This window comes from Bosea sp. 685 (genome assembly GCF_031884435.1).
GTDB lineage: Bacteria > Pseudomonadota > Alphaproteobacteria > Rhizobiales > Beijerinckiaceae > Allobosea.
Window position 1 is genome coordinate 1,382,149 of sequence record NZ_CP134779.1, and the last position, 14,602, is coordinate 1,396,750.

The window sequence follows — 14,602 nt, forward strand, 5'->3', positions numbered from 1 at the left end:
AGAAGGAAAGTCTAAGCCCATTCGCGCTTGGCGAGCTTTTTCTCGAAAGCCTGGATCTTCGGGGCCTTCTCCATGGTCAGGCCGATATCGTCGAGGCCGTTGATCAGGCAGTGCTTGCGGAACGGGTCGAGGTCGAATTTTACCGTGCCGCCGTCGGGGCCCTTGATCTCCTGCTTTTCGAGATCGACCGTCAGCGTCGCGTTCGAGCCGCGATCGGCGTCATCGAACAGCTTCTCCAGATCCTCCGGGCTGACCACGATCGGCAGAATGCCGTTCTTGAAGCAGTTATTGTAGAAGATGTCGGCGAAAGAGGTCGAGATCACGCAGCGGATGCCGAAATCGAGCAGGGCCCAGGGCGCGTGCTCACGCGAGGAGCCGCAGCCGAAATTGTCACCGGCGACCAGGATTTCCGACTTGCGGTAGGCCGGCTGGTTCAGCACGAAATCGGGGTTCTCCGAGCCGTCCTCCTTGTAGCGCATCTCGGCGAACAGGGCGGTGCCGAGCCCGGTGCGCTTGATCGTCTTGAGGTACTGCTTGGGGATGATCATGTCGGTGTCGACATTGATCACCTTCAGCGGGGCAGGTGTCGAGGTCAGCGTGGTGAAGGGCTGCATGGCGGGAACTCCGATGGGTCTTTCTGGCTGTGACTAGAGCTGCGAGGTCAGCAGCTTGAAGCTGGCGAAGGTGAAGAAGGCGGCGAGACAAGCCTCCGCGCGGCGGCGGATTCGGCGATAGCCGGAGATCATCGAGGCGGTCGAGAACAGCACCGCGTAGAACTGGTTGATCCCCAGCGAGATCAGCATGCAGCCGGCAATGATGGCGTAGAGCACGACCGACGGCGTATCGGGGCGCAATCCCAGCGCGATGATCGCCGTCCAGCTCAGGATCGCCTTGGGGTTGGTCAGGTGCATGAGGTAGCCGCGCAGGAAGCTGCGGCGCCCCGAGACGGCGGCTTTCGGCGGCGGCATCTCGACCCGCATGGCCGAGCGCGCCGAACGCCAGGCCAGGAACAGCAGATAGATCCCGCCGACGATCTTGATGGTGTAGAGCGCTCCGGGATGGGCCACGACCAGGCCGGTGACGCCGATCGCGGCTAGAATTCCCCAGGTCAGCGAGCCGGCGGTGACGCCAAGCGCCAATATGGCGCCCGCATCCCGGCCGCGTTCCATCGAGGTCGCCATGACGACGAGGTTGCTGGGGCCGGGGCTGGCGACAGCCAGGAAGAAGGCCGAATAGACCAGCGCCAGATCAGGCAGGTGACGGATCAGATCGTCGATCATCGAGTGCTCCGCTGCATCGTCTAGCGCTCCGCCTCGGCTTCGATGGCGTCCATGTCGTCGTCGGAAAAGCCGAAATGATGGCCGATCTCGTGGACCAGCACGTGGGTGACGATCGCGCCCAGGCTCTCGTCGTTCTCGGCCCAGTAATCGAGGATGGGGCGACGGTAGAGATGGATGGTGTTGGGCATCTGGCCGGTCTGCGGGGCATAGCCCTGCTGCGGCAGGCCGATGCCGCTGAAAAGGCCGAGAATGTCGAAGGGGCTCTCTGCCTCGAGCTCCTTCAGCACCTCGTCCTCGGGGAACTCGGTGACGTTGAAGACGACATCGCTGCAGAGCGCGCGGAATGCATCCGGCAAATGGTCGAACGCCGCCTGCGCCAAGACCTCGAATTCGGCGATGGAAGGCGCTTTCGCGCCATCCCAACCGATGCTGGAGCTGGCTTGCGCATGAGCGCTCGCACCGGTCGTGGCCGAGACTGAAGGTACGCTTCCCATCACCAGATCTTCAATTGATGGCCGAGCCAATAGGCCAACGCGATCACGCCAAGCAGCGACAGGGACCGACCGATGCGCCGGCCCCAGAGCTCGATCTTGTCGCCATCGGGCGCATCACCGCCGGAAAAATGCTCGGCGGCGCGGCCCATGGAGGAACCGAGCAGGCTCTCGCTGTCACGCTTGACGCGATCGAGCGCGGCCTGGGCTTCGGCGGCGCGGGCGGTTTCGCGGGGGTCGTTCGACATGCTCGTTAACCCCGCTTACCGGGTCTCATCCCAACTGCCTGACATCGACGAAGTGGCCGGCAAGCGCTGCGGCCGCCGCCATCTGCGGCGAGACCAGATGCGTCCTGCCCTTGTAGCCCTGGCGGCCCTCGAAATTGCGGTTCGAGGTCGAGGCGGCGCGCTGGCCCGGCTTGAGCTGGTCGGGGTTCATCGCCAGGCACATCGAGCAGCCCGGCTCGCGCCATTCGAAGCCGGCGGCGAGGAAGATCTTGTCCAGCCCTTCCTGCTCCGCCTGCTGCTTCACGAGGCCCGAGCCCGGCACGATCATGGCGTAGTCGAGCGATCCCGCGATCTTCTTGCCCTCGACGATCTTGGCGACGGCGCGCAGATCCTCGATGCGGCCATTGGTGCAGGAGCCGATCCAGATCACGTCGAGCGGGATGTCGGTGATCTTGGTGCCGGCGGTCAGGCCCATATAGTCGAGCGCGCGCTGCTTGGATGTGCGCTTGGTCTCGTCCTCGATCAGGGCGGGATCGGGCACTGCGCCCGCGACCGAGATGACGTCCTCAGGGCTCGTGCCCCAGGAGACGATCGGCGGCAGGTTGTTGGCGTCGAGCCGGACAATGCGGTCGAAATGCGCGCCCTCGTCGCTGTAAAGCGTCTCCCAATAGCGCAGCGCCGCCTCCCAGGCCGCGCCCTTGGGCGCCTTGGGACGGCCGTTCAGATAGGCGAAGGCCTTCTCGTCAGGCGCGACCATGCCGGCGCGCGCGCCGCCCTCGATCGACATGTTGCACAACGTCATGCGGCCCTCCATCGAGAGGGCGCGGATGGCGTCGCCGGCATATTCGATGACCGAGCCGGTGCCGCCGGCCGTGCCGGTCTCGCCGATGATGGCCAGCGTGATGTCCTTGGCGGTGACGCCCTTGGCGAGCGTGCCGTCCACCTGGACGAGCATGTTCTTGGCCTTCTTCTGGATCAGCGTCTGGGTGGCGAGCACATGCTCGACCTCCGAGGTGCCGATGCCATGCGCCAGCGCCCCGAAGGCGCCATGCGTCGAGGTATGGCTGTCGCCGCAGACGATGGTGGTGCCGGGCAGGGTGAAGCCCTGTTCGGGGCCGATGATGTGGACGATGCCCTGGCGGATATCGAGCTCGTCGAAATACTCGACGCCGAATTCCTTGGCGTTCTTCGCGAGAGCCTCGACCTGGATGCGACTTTCTTCCTCGACGATGCCCTTTGACCGGTCCGTCGTCTGGATGTTGTGGTCGACGACGGCCAGCGTCTTGTGCGGGGCATGGACCTTGCGACCGGTCATGCGCAGGCCCTCGAAGGCTTGCGGGCTCGTGACCTCATGGACGAGGTGGCGGTCGATATAGAGCAGGCAGGTGCCGTCCTCCTGCTGGTCGATGATGTGGTCGTCGAAGATCTTGTCGTACAGCGTGCGCGGGGTGGCGTTGGACGTCATGACGTGGTGGCCTCTGTCGGATACCGAGAATTTTTGCGGATATCGGGAATGTCTTGCGGATATTGGTGATTTCTTGAAGGGGTCCGGCTCATGCCGGAGGGCGCAGCGCAACGGCCTGTCGCCGGCCGAAAACAGCCGGTCTCAGGCGCGCGTAAGGCCTGCGGCGATCGACGCCGTGAAACGTCCGAAGAAGCGCCAGGGCAGGCGGGCGTGATCGTCGAGCGCGACAAAGTCCTGCGTCGTCGGTAGGGCAGGCAGATGGCCTTCACCCTGGACGGCGCAGACGCGCAGCATCGATCGATCGGAACGCAGTGACATGAGGGAGTGTCTAGCAGTTCTAAGGTGGCGCGACAATCGAGATGCGAGCTTGCGAGATACAGCCGCGCGTGGAGCGCATGCCGCGATGGGATAGATGCCTCGCGACCGCCATGCTGATAAGCAGGGATCGGTGCGCCCGAGCTGGAGCTCAGGCGACGAAGCGAGGTGTGGCCATGCTCAGATCCTTTCCCTTCATGGTGCTGGCGGTGCTGGTATATGCCGTCGTCATCGCCGTCATGGGGCAGCCACTGGGGCGCGAAGTCCTCGGCTTCGGCCTGCCGTCGGGCGTGCGCTTTTCGCTGACGGTGAGCGAGCTCCTGCTTTTCGTCGCGACGATCGTCTTGTTCTTCGAGGTCATGAACGCGGCCAGCGCCAAGACGAACTCGATTCTCAATCACGGCCTGTCGATGCTGGTCTTCCTCGCCTGCTTCCTTGTCTTCCTGCTGCTGCCGGCCTTCGGCACCGGGACGTTCCTGATCATCACGCTGATGTGCCTGGTCGATGTCGTCGCCGGCTATTCGATCAGCATCCTGACGGCCCGGCGCGACATGACCTTCGGATCGCAGGAGTAGACTTCGCCCGCCTGCCTCCACAGGGCGTCATCCCGGAACTCCGCGGAGTTTATCCTTGGGCCGATCGAAGACCGGACCCCGGGGGCTGCGTCCGGGATGACGGCGCGGGTGTTTTGACCGGGTCCGGCTCATGCCGGAGGGCGCAGCGCAACGGCCGGTCTCAGGTGCGCGTAAGGTCTGCGGCGATCGACGCTGTGAAACGTCCGAAGAAGCGCCAGAGCAGGCGGGCGTGATCGTCGTGCGACAAAGTGCTGCGTCGTCGGCCGGGCAGGCAGTCGGCCTTCACCCTGGACGGCGCAGACGCGCAGCATCGATCGATCGGAGCGCAGTGACATGGGGGAGTATCCCGCAGTTCCAAGGTGGCGCGACAATCGAGATGCGGCCTAGCGAGATACAGCCGCGCGTGGCGCGCATGCCGAAGCCGATTCACAGCTCCATATGGACGATTTCGATCGGGTCTCCGCCCTGCCCATGGGAGAAGAAGCCCTTGCCGGTGGTTCGGAAGCCGTGTCGCCGGTAGAAGCCCTCGGCATTGACGGTCGCCTCGACCTTGACGGGGCCGGCGTGGCCTTCGCGGGCCTGTTCGATGCCGAGGCCGAGCAGGCGTTTCCCCAATCCGGAGCCTGCGGCGTCGGGGCGGAGAAACAGGCGGGTGACCTCGCCGGGCTCGGCATCGACGAAGCCGATGACCGCGCCCTGCCGCACGGCGACGATCATCCGTCCGTTCGCGATCAGCGCTTCGTAATAGGCGGGTGTGCGGGCGCCCATCCATCCCGCGAGCTGATCCGCCGAATAGTGCTCCTTGCCGAGCGTCGCGATGGACACATGCGTGATCTCGAACACGGCTTGCGCGTCGCCCGCCTGCGCTGGCCGCAATGCGATGTCTTGGTCTGCCGTCATCCCACGCCTCGTCTCACGTCCATTTGCCGCCAGCGCATCGAACAGGATGCGGTTTCGCCCGGCAAGATGGCGCCGCTCAAAACAAAAACGCGGCCCCGAGGGACCGCGTTTTCCAAATCTCTCGCGATGAAGCTGTAAGCTTACTTCGCGGCGGCCTTGGGGGCCTTCGGCGCGCGGGGCTCGACGCGCTCGGCGATACGGGCCGACTTGCCGCGGCGATCGCGCAGGTAATACAGCTTGGCGCGGCGCACCTTGCCCTTGCGGATGACCTTGATGGAATCGATGTTCGGCGAGTAGAGCGGGAAGACGCGCTCGACGCCCTCGCCATAGGAAATCTTGCGGACGGTGAAGGCCTCGTTCAGGCCGCCGCCATTGCGCGCGATGCAGACGCCTTCATAGGCCTGGACGCGGCTACGCTCGCCTTCCTTGACCTTGACGTTGACCTGCACGGTGTCGCCGGGCTGGAAGTGCGGGATCTCGCGGCCTTCGCTGAGCTTGGCGATCTGCTCTTTGTCGAGCTGTTCGATGATGTTCACGGGTCTCTCCAATAGCCGTTGTCGCGCTTGAGCTGCGCGGGCGTTCGGCACGCTGTTTTCAGTTGTGAGCGGGCCATACAGCAGAGTCGGGCGCTTGTCGAGCTAGAGCCGGATGATTTCAGATGGAATCACAAGGTGATCCCATCTGAAATCTGAATCCGTCTCTCATCAAAGAGTTAGAGCAGGTTCAATGCGAAAAACCGGTTCCCACTTTTTCGCATCCTGCTCTAGCCTTTCGCAGAGCGGCTTGGCCGGCCAGAGAAGACGAGGCTTGGCGCCGCTTGGCGAGGCCCTTGCCGACGTGCATAGCGGTACGCAACAACAATGACAGTATCAGGGTCGGAAAACATGCCTGAAAACCTCCACAAGATCGCCCTCGTCACCGGCGCCGCGCGCGGCATCGGGCTTGCCACCACCAGGCGCTTTCTGTCCGAGGGCTGGCGGGCCGCGCTGCTCGATATCGACGCAGAGACTTTGGACAAGGCGATGGCCGAGCTGGCGCAGCCCGAGGCGACGCTGGGGCTGGCCTGCGATGTCTCCGATCCTGCCGCGGTAGCAGTTGCCTTCGCGGCGCTGACAATCCGCTTCGGCCGACTCGATGCGCTGGTCAACAATGCCGGCACGGCCGTGTTCAAGCCGCTGCTGGAGACCACTCATGAGGAGTGGCAGCGGGTCCTGGCGGTCAACCTGACCGGGCCGTTCCTGACAACGCAGCTTGCCGCCCCCCTGATGGCCGATACCGGCGGCGGCGCGATCGTCAATATCACCTCGATCTCGGGCCTGCGTGCCTCGACGCTGCGTGTCGCCTACGGCACCAGCAAGGCCGGGCTCGCCCATCTCACCAAGCAGCAGGCGGCGGAGCTCGCCAGCTTGGGCATCCGCGTCAACGCAGTCGCACCCGGCCCGGTCGACACTGCCATGGCCAAGGCGGTGCACTCGGCTGAAATCCGGGCCGACTACCGCGACGCCATTCCGCTCGCGCGCTACGGGCTGGAGGAGGAACTGGCCGAGGCGATCTTCTTCCTGTGCAGCGACAGGTCGAGCTACATCACCGGGCAGGTGCTGGCTGTTGATGGCGGGTTCGACGCGGTCGGGATCGGGCTTGCGACGCTGCGGGGGGAAAGGCGGAATCGGTAGAGGGTGGTCATGAACACGGACCCCGCCAGCAGCCTTCAGCTGCGCTTGAGAGCTGACCTGAAGGCCGCGATGCGCGAGCGGCGCGGCGGCGAGATCTCCTGCCTGCGTTCGCTCATTGCCGCGATCGACAATGCGCAGGCCGTTCCGCTCGGCGAGCTTCACCAGACCTATGTCGTTCGCCAATTCGGCGACGATGCCGTGGAGGTGCCGCGAAAGGTTCTGTCGGATGCGGAACTGGATGGGCTAATCGACCGGGAGATTAGTGACAGGACGGCGGCGGCCCGGGAGCTGCGCGAGCTCGGCCAGGCTGAACGGGCCGCGCGGCTGGCGGAGGAGGTCGCCATCATCGATCGCTACGTTTCGGCGAGGCGTTGAGGGCACGGTTCGCAACAGGCGTGCCGAGCAAACCTGTCCGCATTCCGCCGGCCTGAAGCGTGGGCACCGAGCGCTGTCCACAAGACCTCGCCGTCAAGCTGCGAGGCTGAACGTGATGAAATCCAGGAAAGCGCGCACCTTGCCCGGCAACTGGCGGCGCGACGCATAATAGGCATGGAGCGGGAAGCGCTCCTCCGCCCAATCGTCGAGTACGGTGACCAGACGCCCACTGTTCAGCCAGGGCTCGAGCCCCAGTTCAAAGCTCTGGAACAGGCCCAGCCCCGCCTCGCAGGCGGCCAGCGCCGCGGAAGGATCGTCCAGTACCAGGCGGCCGGCGACCGGGACTTCGATCGCCTTGCCGCCACGATGGAATTCCCAGGTGAACGGCCGCCCGGACTGCGGATCCCGGAACAGGATCGCGTCATGCCGGGCGATGTCGGCGGGCGCGCGAAGAGGGGGCGGCCGGCCAGGTAAGCCGGCGTGGCGACCGTAAGGACCCGTGTGTCCAGGAACTTGCGGGCGATCAGGCCTGAAATCGGCGGAGGGCCGAAGCGTATGGCAAGGTCAACGCCGCCAGCGAGCATCTCCTCAAAGGCGTTGGTGACCCGAAGCTCCAGCGAAAGCTCCGGATAGCGTGCCAGTAGCGCCGGCAGTCGCGGCGCGAGCACGATGCGCGCGAACCACGGATCAACGCTCAGTTTCAATCGCCCGCGAACCTGGGTGGCGTCGTCGGCGGCTGTCTCGGCAGCCTCCGTGATGGCGGCAAGGAGCGGCGCCACCTCGGCATGGAAGCGCGCACCGGCTTCGGTGAGAGCCACCATACGAGGATGCCGGTCAAACAGCCGGGCCCCAACCTGCGCCTCCAGCCGCGCCACGGCTCGGCTCACCCCCGATGGCGTCAACCCGACAGCTTCCGCCGCGCGGGCAAAGCCGCCGTTTTCCACGACGGCGGTCATCACACCGACGCCTGAGAGCAAACGCGCGTCAAATGCCATGAGTGAGTCTCCGTCAACATTGCGGTGACAAAGATGCGTTGGATTCCGGGTTGGGCAAAGTGGATCTTGCGTCTTCCCATCCTCAGGAGTTCGCCATGACCTTGAATGAACAACGCATTGTCGTGCTCGGCGGCACGTCCGGCATAGGCTTCGCGGTCGCGAAGGCCGCCTCTAAAGCGGGAGCCCAGGTCGTGGTCGGCTCAAGCTCCCAGACGCGGGTTGCGGCGGCGGTCGCCGCCCTGGGGGCGGACGCCGAAGGACGGACAGTCAACCTCTCCAACGAGACGGCAACGCGAGCGTTCTTCGAGGAGGTGGGTGAGTTCGATCACCTCATCTACACGGCGGGAGAGCCGTTGCAGCTTCTCGGATTGGAGGCCGATCTCGCCGAGGTTCGCCGATTCTTCGAGCTTCGATACTGGGGCGCGCTCGCCGCGGCGAAATACGGGCGCAAGACGATCCGGGAAGGCGGCTCCCTGGTGTTCACCTCCGGCACGGCGGGGGCTCGGCCGCTTGGCCCCGGCTGGGCGGCGGCGTCGAGCATCTGCAGCGCGATGGACGGGCTCACCCGGGCGCTCGCCGTGGAACTGAAGCCCTTACGGGTGAACTGTGTGGCGCCCGGTGTCGTGAAGACCGACCTTTGGGCCGGCATGGGCGAGGCCGAACGCGACGCCTTCTATGCTGCTGAGGCCGCACGCCTGCCTGTCGGCCACGCCGGCGAGGTGGAGGAGATTGCGGAAAGCTACCTCTACCTCATCCGCCAGACCTATGTGACGGGCCAAGTGCTCTACGTCGACGGCGGGGGCCTCCTCGCTTAATCGCTGCGCCGCGGCTACCCGCCCGAGCAAGCCAGGCGCGATCCGGCCGTGGCGTCTCACGCGCGTCGCGGCGCAGCAGACAATTTACTTGCGCCGCCTCCCGAACGGCGCGAACCTGCTCCCCGAAATCCCTCTTCGACGGCCGCCCGACCCTTGTCGGGCCTGTGCGACCGCCGCCTTTCCGGCGTGGGCGCTTCACTTGACTTCCCGTGCCGGTTCCTGCCGCGTCGGAGCCCTGAGCCCAACGGCTTTTCGCCCCTTCGCGGCCAATGACCGAAGGAGGAAGCCATGGCTGCGACATCCCGGAACGAAGGAAACGCAAACGGAATCAGAGGCAGGGGCCCGCGATGCATCGCCATCGTCGGCCCCTTCCAGAGCGGCAAGACGACGCTGCTCGAAAGCATCCTAGAGCGCTGCGGCGGCGTCTCCCGCGCCGGCTCGGTCAAGACCGGCAACAGTGTCGGCGATGCGAGTGCGGAGGCCCGCTCGCATCAGATGAGCACGGAGCTCAACGTCGCCTCCGTCGAATTTCTCGGTGAGCGCTTCCAGTTCGTCGATTGCCCCGGCTCCGTCGAATTCCTGCACGAGATGCGCCATGTCCTGCCGGTGGTCGACGCCGCGGTGGTGGTCTGCGAGGCGGATGACCGCAAGGCGCCGGCGCTCGAACTCGTGCTGCGCGAGCTCGAGGAAGCGGATATTCCGCGCTTCCTGTTCCTGAACAAGATCGACACCGCCTCGCGCCGGGTCCGCGAGACGCTCGGCATCCTGCAGCGCGCCTCGCGCACGCCATTGCTGCTGCGCCAGATCCCGATCTGGCAGAAGGGCATCGCGGTCGGCTTCATCGATCTCGCGCTGGAGCGCGCCTTCATCTACCGCGAGCATGCGCCCAGCGAGATCGTGCCGCTGGGCTCCGAGGAGGCCGGGCGCGAGAAGGAAGCGCGCTTCTCGATGCTGGAGAAGCTCGCCGATTACGACGACGCGCTGATGGAGGATCTGCTCGGCGACATGGAGCCGCCGCGCGACCGCATCTTCGACGATCTCGCGCGGGAATTGCAGCACCGCCATGTCGTGCCCGTATTGATCGGCTCGGCCGAGCGCGGCAATGGCGTGACGCGCCTGCTCAAGGCGCTGCGGCACGAGGCTCCCGACCTCAGTGAGACGCGCGGACGCATCGGCGTCGTGGCCGAAGGCGCGCCGCTCGCGCAGGTGATGAAGACCTGGCATTCCGGCCAGGGCGGCAAGGTCTCGCTTGCCCGCATGCTGCGCGGCAGGTTGGCGGAGGGCGACGTCGTAACCTCGTCGGGCGGCGTCGAGGCGCGGATAGCCGGCGTGCTTGCGGTCAAGGGCGTGGAGCAGACGCGCAAGCCGGCGGCGGAAGAGGGCGAGATCGCCGCCTTCGCGCGGCTCGAGGGCGTGGTGACCGGGGATGCGCTGACGCTCGGCAAGCTGCGCGCCAGCGTGGTGAGCTCGGTCGCGCCGCCCGAAGCGGTGCATGCTCTGGCCGTCGCGGTGAAGGACCGCAAGGACGATGTCAGGCTGGCGGCGGCGCTAGCGCGATTGGCGGAGGAGGATACCGCGCTTTCGATCACGCAACTGCCGGAGTTCGGCGAGATGCGCCTGTCCGGCCAGGGCGAGATGCATCTGCGCGTCACGCTGGAGCGGCTTGCCGGCCGCTATGGCGTGTCCGTCGAGAGCGGCCCGCCGCAGATCGGTCATCGCGAGACCATCCGGGGCAAGGCCGGCGCGCGCGGTCGGCACCGCAAGCAGAGCGGCGGGCATGGGCAATATGGCGATGTGGTGCTGGAGGTCGCATCGCTGCCGCGCGGCGAGGGCATTCGCTTCGTCGATCGCATCACCGGCGGCGTGGTGCCCCGGCAATATATCGCCTCTGTCGAGGCCGGCGCGCGTGATTTCTGCCAGAACGGGCCGCTCGGCTTTCCGTTGGTCGATATCGAGGTGACGCTGACCGACGGCTCCTATCACACGGTCGATTCCTCCGACATGGCGTTCAGGCAGGCGGCGCGTATCGCCATGGGCGAGGCCGTGCCGCAGGCGAAGCCCGTGCTGCTGGAGCCGATCCTGGCTGTCGAGGTGGTAATCCCCTCCGAAGCGATGTCGCGGGCCTCGGCCATCGTCTCGAGTCGGCGCGGGCAGATCCTCGGCTATGATTCGCGGCCGGGATGGCGTGGCTGGGACCAGATCAATGCGCTGATCCCCGAGGCGGAGATGCCGGGGCTGATCGTCGAGCTGCGCTCGGCGACGGCCGGGGTCGGTTCGTTCAGCGCGCGTTTCGACCATCTCGCCGAACTCGCCGGCAAGCCGGCCGAGGCCATCGTCGCCTCGCATGCCCTGGCGCAGGCACGATGAAGGGCCTGTGATCTGAAAAGTTCATATCTAAACCTTTTGGCGTATTCTTGGGGGCGGACGCTTGCGTCCGCCCGCTCGGTTCCGCACTGTATGGTCATGAAAAAACACTGGCACGGCTGCTTCTGCGGTCGCAAAGCCGGCGAGATGGGAGGATGACCATGAATGCGATGAGCGCCGCCGCGGCGAAGCCTGACCCGCGTCCCTGGTTGGCGCAATATCCCGCCGCCGTGCCGCCGGAGCTCGATGCGAACAAGGTCGGCACATTGGCCGATCTCGTCCACGCCGCCTGCACGACCTATGCCGCACGCCCGGCCTTCGAGAGTTTCGGCAAGACGATCAGCTTCGCCGAGACTGGCCGCGCCGCGCAGGCCTTCGCCGCCTGGCTGCAGGCGCAGGGCTTCAAGAAGGGCGACCGCATCGCGTTGATGATGCCCAACATCCTGGCCTATCCGGCGACGATCTTCGGGGCGCTCATCGGCGGCTTCACCGTCGTCAACATCAACCCGCTCTACACGGCGCGCGAGCTGACCCACCAGCTCAACGATTCCGGCGCGCGCGTATTGGTGGTGATCGAGAATTTCGCCCATGTCGTCGAGGAGGCGAAGCCCAACCTCAAGCTCGAGGCGATCGTCATCGCCACTGCCGGCGACCTGATGGGCTTCAAGGGCACGATCGTCAATTTCGTCGCCCGCAAGATCAAGAAGGTGGTCAAATCCTTCAATCTGCCGGGCTCGATTGCGCTCAAGGGCATCCTGGCCGGACCGGGCGTGATGGCGCCGGTAACGGTTACTCCCGACGATGTCGCCTTCCTGCAATATACCGGTGGCACGACCGGTGTCGCGAAGGGTGCGACGCTGACGCATCGCAACGTCGCCTCCAATGTCGAGCAATGCGCCTTGTGGCTGGGCTGGGCACTGGAGCCGCCGCTGGGCCGCAGCGACTACCAGCACGTCATGGTCACGGCCCTGCCGCTCTACCACATCTTCGCGCTGACCTGCTGCTGCCTGTTCATGCTGCGCATCGGCGCCAAGGGGCTGCTGATCGCCAATCCGCGCGACATCGCCGGCTTCGTCAAATTGCTGAAGACGAGCCGGATCACGCTCTTCTCCGGCGTCAACACGCTCTACAACGCATTGGCGAACCATCCGGAGATCCGCCAGGTGAATTTCGAAGAGCTGCGCTTCGCGGTTGCCGGTGGCATGGCGACGCAAGCTGCTGTCGCCCGGCACTGGAAAGAGGTCACAGGCCGGCCGATCGTCGAGGGCTATGGCCTGTCGGAGACCTCGCCGGTGGCCTCCGCCAACCGGCCCGACATTTCCGAGTTCACCGGCACAATCGGCTATCCGCTGCCCTCGACCGATTTCGCCATCCGCGATGCCGAGGGCCACGACATGGCGCCTGGCGAGCCTGGCGAGATCTGCATCCGTGGGCCGCAGGTCATGGTCGGCTACTGGAATCGGCCTGACGAGACGCAGAAAGTGATGACCGCTGACGGCTATTTCCGCTCGGGCGATGTCGGTGTGCTGTTGCCTGACGGCCAGATCAAGATCGTCGACCGGATGAAGGACATGGTCCTGGTCTCGGGCTTCAACGTCTATCCCAACGAGGTCGAGGATGTGCTTGCCAGCCACCCCGGCGTGCTGGAGGCAGCCGTGATCGGCCTGCCCGACGAGCATTCCGGAGAGGCCGTCACCGCCTTCGTCGTCAAGAAGGACGAATCGCTGACGGCCGAGGCCCTGCGCGCCTTCTGCAAAGACAGCCTGACCGGCTACAAGGTGCCCAAGCAGATCGTCTTCCGCGACAGCCTGCCCAAGACCAATGTCGGCAAGGTGCTGCGCCGCGCGCTGCGCGAGGAGGTCGCCTCCCACAAATGAGATGGTCGGCAGCTTGATCGCGCGAAGGGCGATGGCTAGTTTGCCCCGCCGAGGCCGTAGGCCTGCGCCATCCGCCGCACGCGTCCGCGCGCCGACGAAAAGGTTGCTGATTGCCCCGTCGCCTTCTCGAACTCCCGCTGCTGCGCCGGCTGAAGCCCGGGCTCTATGTCCATGACGAGGAGGCGCTGAACGCGGAGCCGGCGCTCGATTTGCTGGCCGAGCCGATCACCCCCGTCGATGCCTTCTTCATCCGCAATAATGGCGATCTGCCCGAGACAGGGCCGACTGAGGCCTGGCGGCTGACGATCGATGGCGAGGTCGAGCGGCCGCTGGTCTGGTCGATCGCCGATCTGCGCGCGCGCTTCGAAACCGTCACCGTCACCGCCGTGCTCGAATGCGCCGGCAATGGCCGCTCGCAATTCTCGCCCGCGACCGACGGTCTGCCCTGGCGGCTCGGCGCCGTCGGCTGCGCGCGCTGGACCGGCGTCAGGCTGAAGGATGTGCTGGAGGTCTCCGGCGTGAAGGTGGGCGCCGTCTATACCGCGCATTACGCGCCCGACCGGAACTTGTCGGATCCGTCGCGGCCGGCCTTGTCGCGCGGCTTGCCGATTGCCAAGGCGCTGGCGGCGGAGACGCTGATCGCCTTCGCGATGAATGGCGAGCCTCTGCCGCCGCTGCATGGCGGGCCGCTGCGCATCGTCGCGCCCGGTTTTCCGGGCTCGGCCTGGCAGAAATGGCTCGACCGGATTTCGCTGCGCGATGTCGAACATGACGGCGAGAAGATGCGCGGCACGGATTATCGGATGCCCATGACGCCGGTGAAGCCGGGCGAGGCGATCGATCCGGCCCGATTTTCCGTCATCACCGACATGCCGGTGAAATCGCTGATCACGGCGCCGACGCATGGGTTCAGCGTCGCGGTGGGTTCGATCCTCGTCGTCGAGGGCTTTGCCTGGAGCGGGGCGATCGCGCTGGCGGGTCTGCGCGCCTCCTGCGATGGCGGGGCAAGCTGGCTCGAGGCGGAACTTGGGGATGGCGAGGGGCCGTTCGCCTGGCGGCGCTTCCGCTTGGGTTTCACCATCGAGCGGGCGGGGCCGCTTTCGGTCATGGCGCAGGCGCGCGATGTCGAGGGGAATGTCCAGCCTTTCGAGACGACATGGAATCCGCGCGGCTACTGCAACAATCAGATGCAGCGCGTTTCAGGTCTGGCCTTCGGCGTCTGAGTCTCGGTGACGAGCGCGGGCACTGAG

Annotated in this window: 15 protein-coding genes and 1 pseudogene; 7 read left to right on the top strand and 9 right to left on the bottom strand. The window is 65.8% G+C overall.

Annotated elements, in window-relative coordinates; all coding sequences use genetic code 11:
* Positions 1 to 11: 11 nt before the first annotated feature.
* The 6 genes from leuD to RMR04_RS07735 form a co-directional block, all read right to left on the bottom strand.
* Positions 12 to 614: a 3-isopropylmalate dehydratase small subunit gene (gene leuD, locus RMR04_RS07710; protein WP_311913933.1), complete on the bottom strand. Its 603-nt coding sequence runs from the start codon at positions 612 to 614 to the stop codon at positions 12 to 14.
* 33 nt (positions 615 to 647) lie between these two features.
* The gene (locus RMR04_RS07715; protein ID WP_311913934.1) at positions 648 to 1,280 is read right to left on the bottom strand and encodes a LysE family translocator; all 633 of its coding nucleotides are present in this window, start codon (positions 1,278 to 1,280) and stop codon (positions 648 to 650) included.
* 20 nt (positions 1,281 to 1,300) lie between these two features.
* Positions 1,301 to 1,774, bottom strand: coding sequence for a metallopeptidase family protein (locus RMR04_RS07720; protein ID WP_311913935.1), 474 nt, complete (start codon positions 1,772 to 1,774; stop codon positions 1,301 to 1,303).
* The gene (locus tag RMR04_RS07725; RefSeq protein ID WP_310148310.1) at positions 1,774 to 2,019 is read right to left on the bottom strand and encodes a hypothetical protein; all 246 of its coding nucleotides are present in this window, start codon (positions 2,017 to 2,019) and stop codon (positions 1,774 to 1,776) included. The genes RMR04_RS07720 and RMR04_RS07725 overlap by 1 nt, the downstream gene beginning before the upstream one ends.
* 25 nt (positions 2,020 to 2,044) lie before the next feature.
* Positions 2,045 to 3,463, bottom strand: a complete 1,419-nt coding sequence (leuC, locus tag RMR04_RS07730) for a 3-isopropylmalate dehydratase large subunit (RefSeq protein ID WP_311913937.1) — start codon at positions 3,461 to 3,463, stop codon at positions 2,045 to 2,047.
* A gap of 141 nt (positions 3,464 to 3,604) precedes the next feature.
* On the bottom strand, positions 3,605 to 3,781 hold the full coding sequence (locus RMR04_RS07735) for a hypothetical protein (protein ID WP_158516284.1): 177 nt from the start codon (positions 3,779 to 3,781) through the stop codon (positions 3,605 to 3,607).
* A gap of 173 nt (positions 3,782 to 3,954) precedes the next feature.
* On the opposite strand from RMR04_RS07735, the gene RMR04_RS07740 reads away from it, so the two are divergent.
* Positions 3,955 to 4,353 (top strand): hypothetical protein, encoded by a 399-nt coding sequence (locus tag RMR04_RS07740; RefSeq protein WP_311913938.1) that lies wholly within the window; start codon positions 3,955 to 3,957, stop codon positions 4,351 to 4,353.
* A 426-nt stretch (positions 4,354 to 4,779) separates the two neighbouring features.
* Here RMR04_RS07740 and RMR04_RS07745 read toward each other — a convergent pair whose 3' ends face one another.
* Together RMR04_RS07745 and rplS are read right to left on the bottom strand one after the other, a co-directional pair.
* Complete coding sequence (locus tag RMR04_RS07745) at positions 4,780 to 5,253, bottom strand: GNAT family N-acetyltransferase (RefSeq protein ID WP_311913939.1); 474 nt, start codon at positions 5,251 to 5,253, stop codon at positions 4,780 to 4,782.
* 140 nt (positions 5,254 to 5,393) lie between these two features.
* Positions 5,394 to 5,789: a 50S ribosomal protein L19 gene (gene rplS / locus RMR04_RS07750; protein WP_311913940.1), complete on the bottom strand. Its 396-nt coding sequence runs from the start codon at positions 5,787 to 5,789 to the stop codon at positions 5,394 to 5,396.
* 348 nt (positions 5,790 to 6,137) lie between these two features.
* Between rplS and RMR04_RS07755 the strand changes: the two genes are divergently transcribed.
* Positions 6,138 to 6,926, top strand: coding sequence for an SDR family NAD(P)-dependent oxidoreductase (locus RMR04_RS07755; protein ID WP_311913941.1), 789 nt, complete (start codon positions 6,138 to 6,140; stop codon positions 6,924 to 6,926).
* Positions 6,927 to 6,935: 9 nt separating this feature from the next.
* Positions 6,936 to 7,301, top strand: coding sequence for a GatB/YqeY domain-containing protein (locus tag RMR04_RS07760; protein ID WP_311913942.1), 366 nt, complete (start codon positions 6,936 to 6,938; stop codon positions 7,299 to 7,301).
* A gap of 93 nt (positions 7,302 to 7,394) precedes the next feature.
* On the opposite strand, the pseudogene RMR04_RS07770 reads toward RMR04_RS07760, so the two are convergent.
* Positions 7,395 to 8,296, bottom strand: a pseudogene (locus RMR04_RS07770) (LysR family transcriptional regulator).
* Positions 8,297 to 8,391: 95 nt separating this feature from the next.
* Here RMR04_RS07770 and RMR04_RS07775 point away from each other — a divergent pair.
* The 4 genes from RMR04_RS07775 (at position 8,392) to RMR04_RS07790 (ending at position 14,575) form a co-directional block, all read left to right on the top strand.
* The gene (locus RMR04_RS07775) at positions 8,392 to 9,111 is read left to right on the top strand and encodes an SDR family oxidoreductase (RefSeq protein WP_311913943.1); all 720 of its coding nucleotides are present in this window, start codon (positions 8,392 to 8,394) and stop codon (positions 9,109 to 9,111) included.
* A gap of 288 nt (positions 9,112 to 9,399) precedes the next feature.
* Positions 9,400 to 11,478, top strand: coding sequence for an elongation factor G (locus RMR04_RS07780; protein WP_311913944.1), 2,079 nt, complete (start codon positions 9,400 to 9,402; stop codon positions 11,476 to 11,478).
* A 167-nt stretch (positions 11,479 to 11,645) separates the two neighbouring features.
* Positions 11,646 to 13,352, top strand: coding sequence for an AMP-binding protein (locus RMR04_RS07785; RefSeq protein ID WP_410492255.1), 1,707 nt, complete (start codon positions 11,646 to 11,648; stop codon positions 13,350 to 13,352).
* A gap of 110 nt (positions 13,353 to 13,462) precedes the next feature.
* Complete coding sequence (locus tag RMR04_RS07790; protein WP_311913946.1) at positions 13,463 to 14,575, top strand: sulfite oxidase; 1,113 nt, start codon at positions 13,463 to 13,465, stop codon at positions 14,573 to 14,575.
* Positions 14,576 to 14,602: the final 27 nt, after the last annotated feature.

What these genes read in the sequence shown, in the direction of transcription:
- RMR04_RS07785 (WP_410492255.1), top strand. Translation starts at nt 11,646, where the DNA reads ATGAGCGCCGCCGCGGCGAAGCCTGACCCGCGTCCCTGGTTGGCGCAA.
- RMR04_RS07775 (WP_311913943.1), top strand. Translation starts at nt 8,392, where the DNA reads ATGACCTTGAATGAACAACGCATTGTCGTGCTCGGCGGCACGTCCGGC.
- RMR04_RS07725 (WP_310148310.1), bottom strand. Translation starts at nt 2,019, where the DNA reads ATGTCGAACGACCCCCGCGAAACCGCCCGCGCCGCCGAAGCCCAGGCC.
- RMR04_RS07715 (WP_311913934.1), bottom strand. Translation starts at nt 1,280, where the DNA reads ATGATCGACGATCTGATCCGTCACCTGCCTGATCTGGCGCTGGTCTAT.
- RMR04_RS07740 (WP_311913938.1), top strand. Translation starts at nt 3,955, where the DNA reads ATGCTCAGATCCTTTCCCTTCATGGTGCTGGCGGTGCTGGTATATGCC.
- RMR04_RS07735 (WP_158516284.1), bottom strand. Translation starts at nt 3,781, where the DNA reads ATGTCACTGCGTTCCGATCGATCGATGCTGCGCGTCTGCGCCGTCCAG.
- RMR04_RS07780 (WP_311913944.1), top strand. Translation starts at nt 9,400, where the DNA reads ATGGCTGCGACATCCCGGAACGAAGGAAACGCAAACGGAATCAGAGGC.
- leuC (WP_311913937.1), bottom strand. Translation starts at nt 3,463, where the DNA reads ATGACGTCCAACGCCACCCCGCGCACGCTGTACGACAAGATCTTCGAC.
- RMR04_RS07760 (WP_311913942.1), top strand. Translation starts at nt 6,936, where the DNA reads ATGAACACGGACCCCGCCAGCAGCCTTCAGCTGCGCTTGAGAGCTGAC.
- RMR04_RS07755 (WP_311913941.1), top strand. Translation starts at nt 6,138, where the DNA reads ATGCCTGAAAACCTCCACAAGATCGCCCTCGTCACCGGCGCCGCGCGC.
- RMR04_RS07745 (WP_311913939.1), bottom strand. Translation starts at nt 5,253, where the DNA reads ATGACGGCAGACCAAGACATCGCATTGCGGCCAGCGCAGGCGGGCGAC.
- leuD (WP_311913933.1), bottom strand. Translation starts at nt 614, where the DNA reads ATGCAGCCCTTCACCACGCTGACCTCGACACCTGCCCCGCTGAAGGTG.
- RMR04_RS07720 (WP_311913935.1), bottom strand. Translation starts at nt 1,774, where the DNA reads ATGGGAAGCGTACCTTCAGTCTCGGCCACGACCGGTGCGAGCGCTCAT.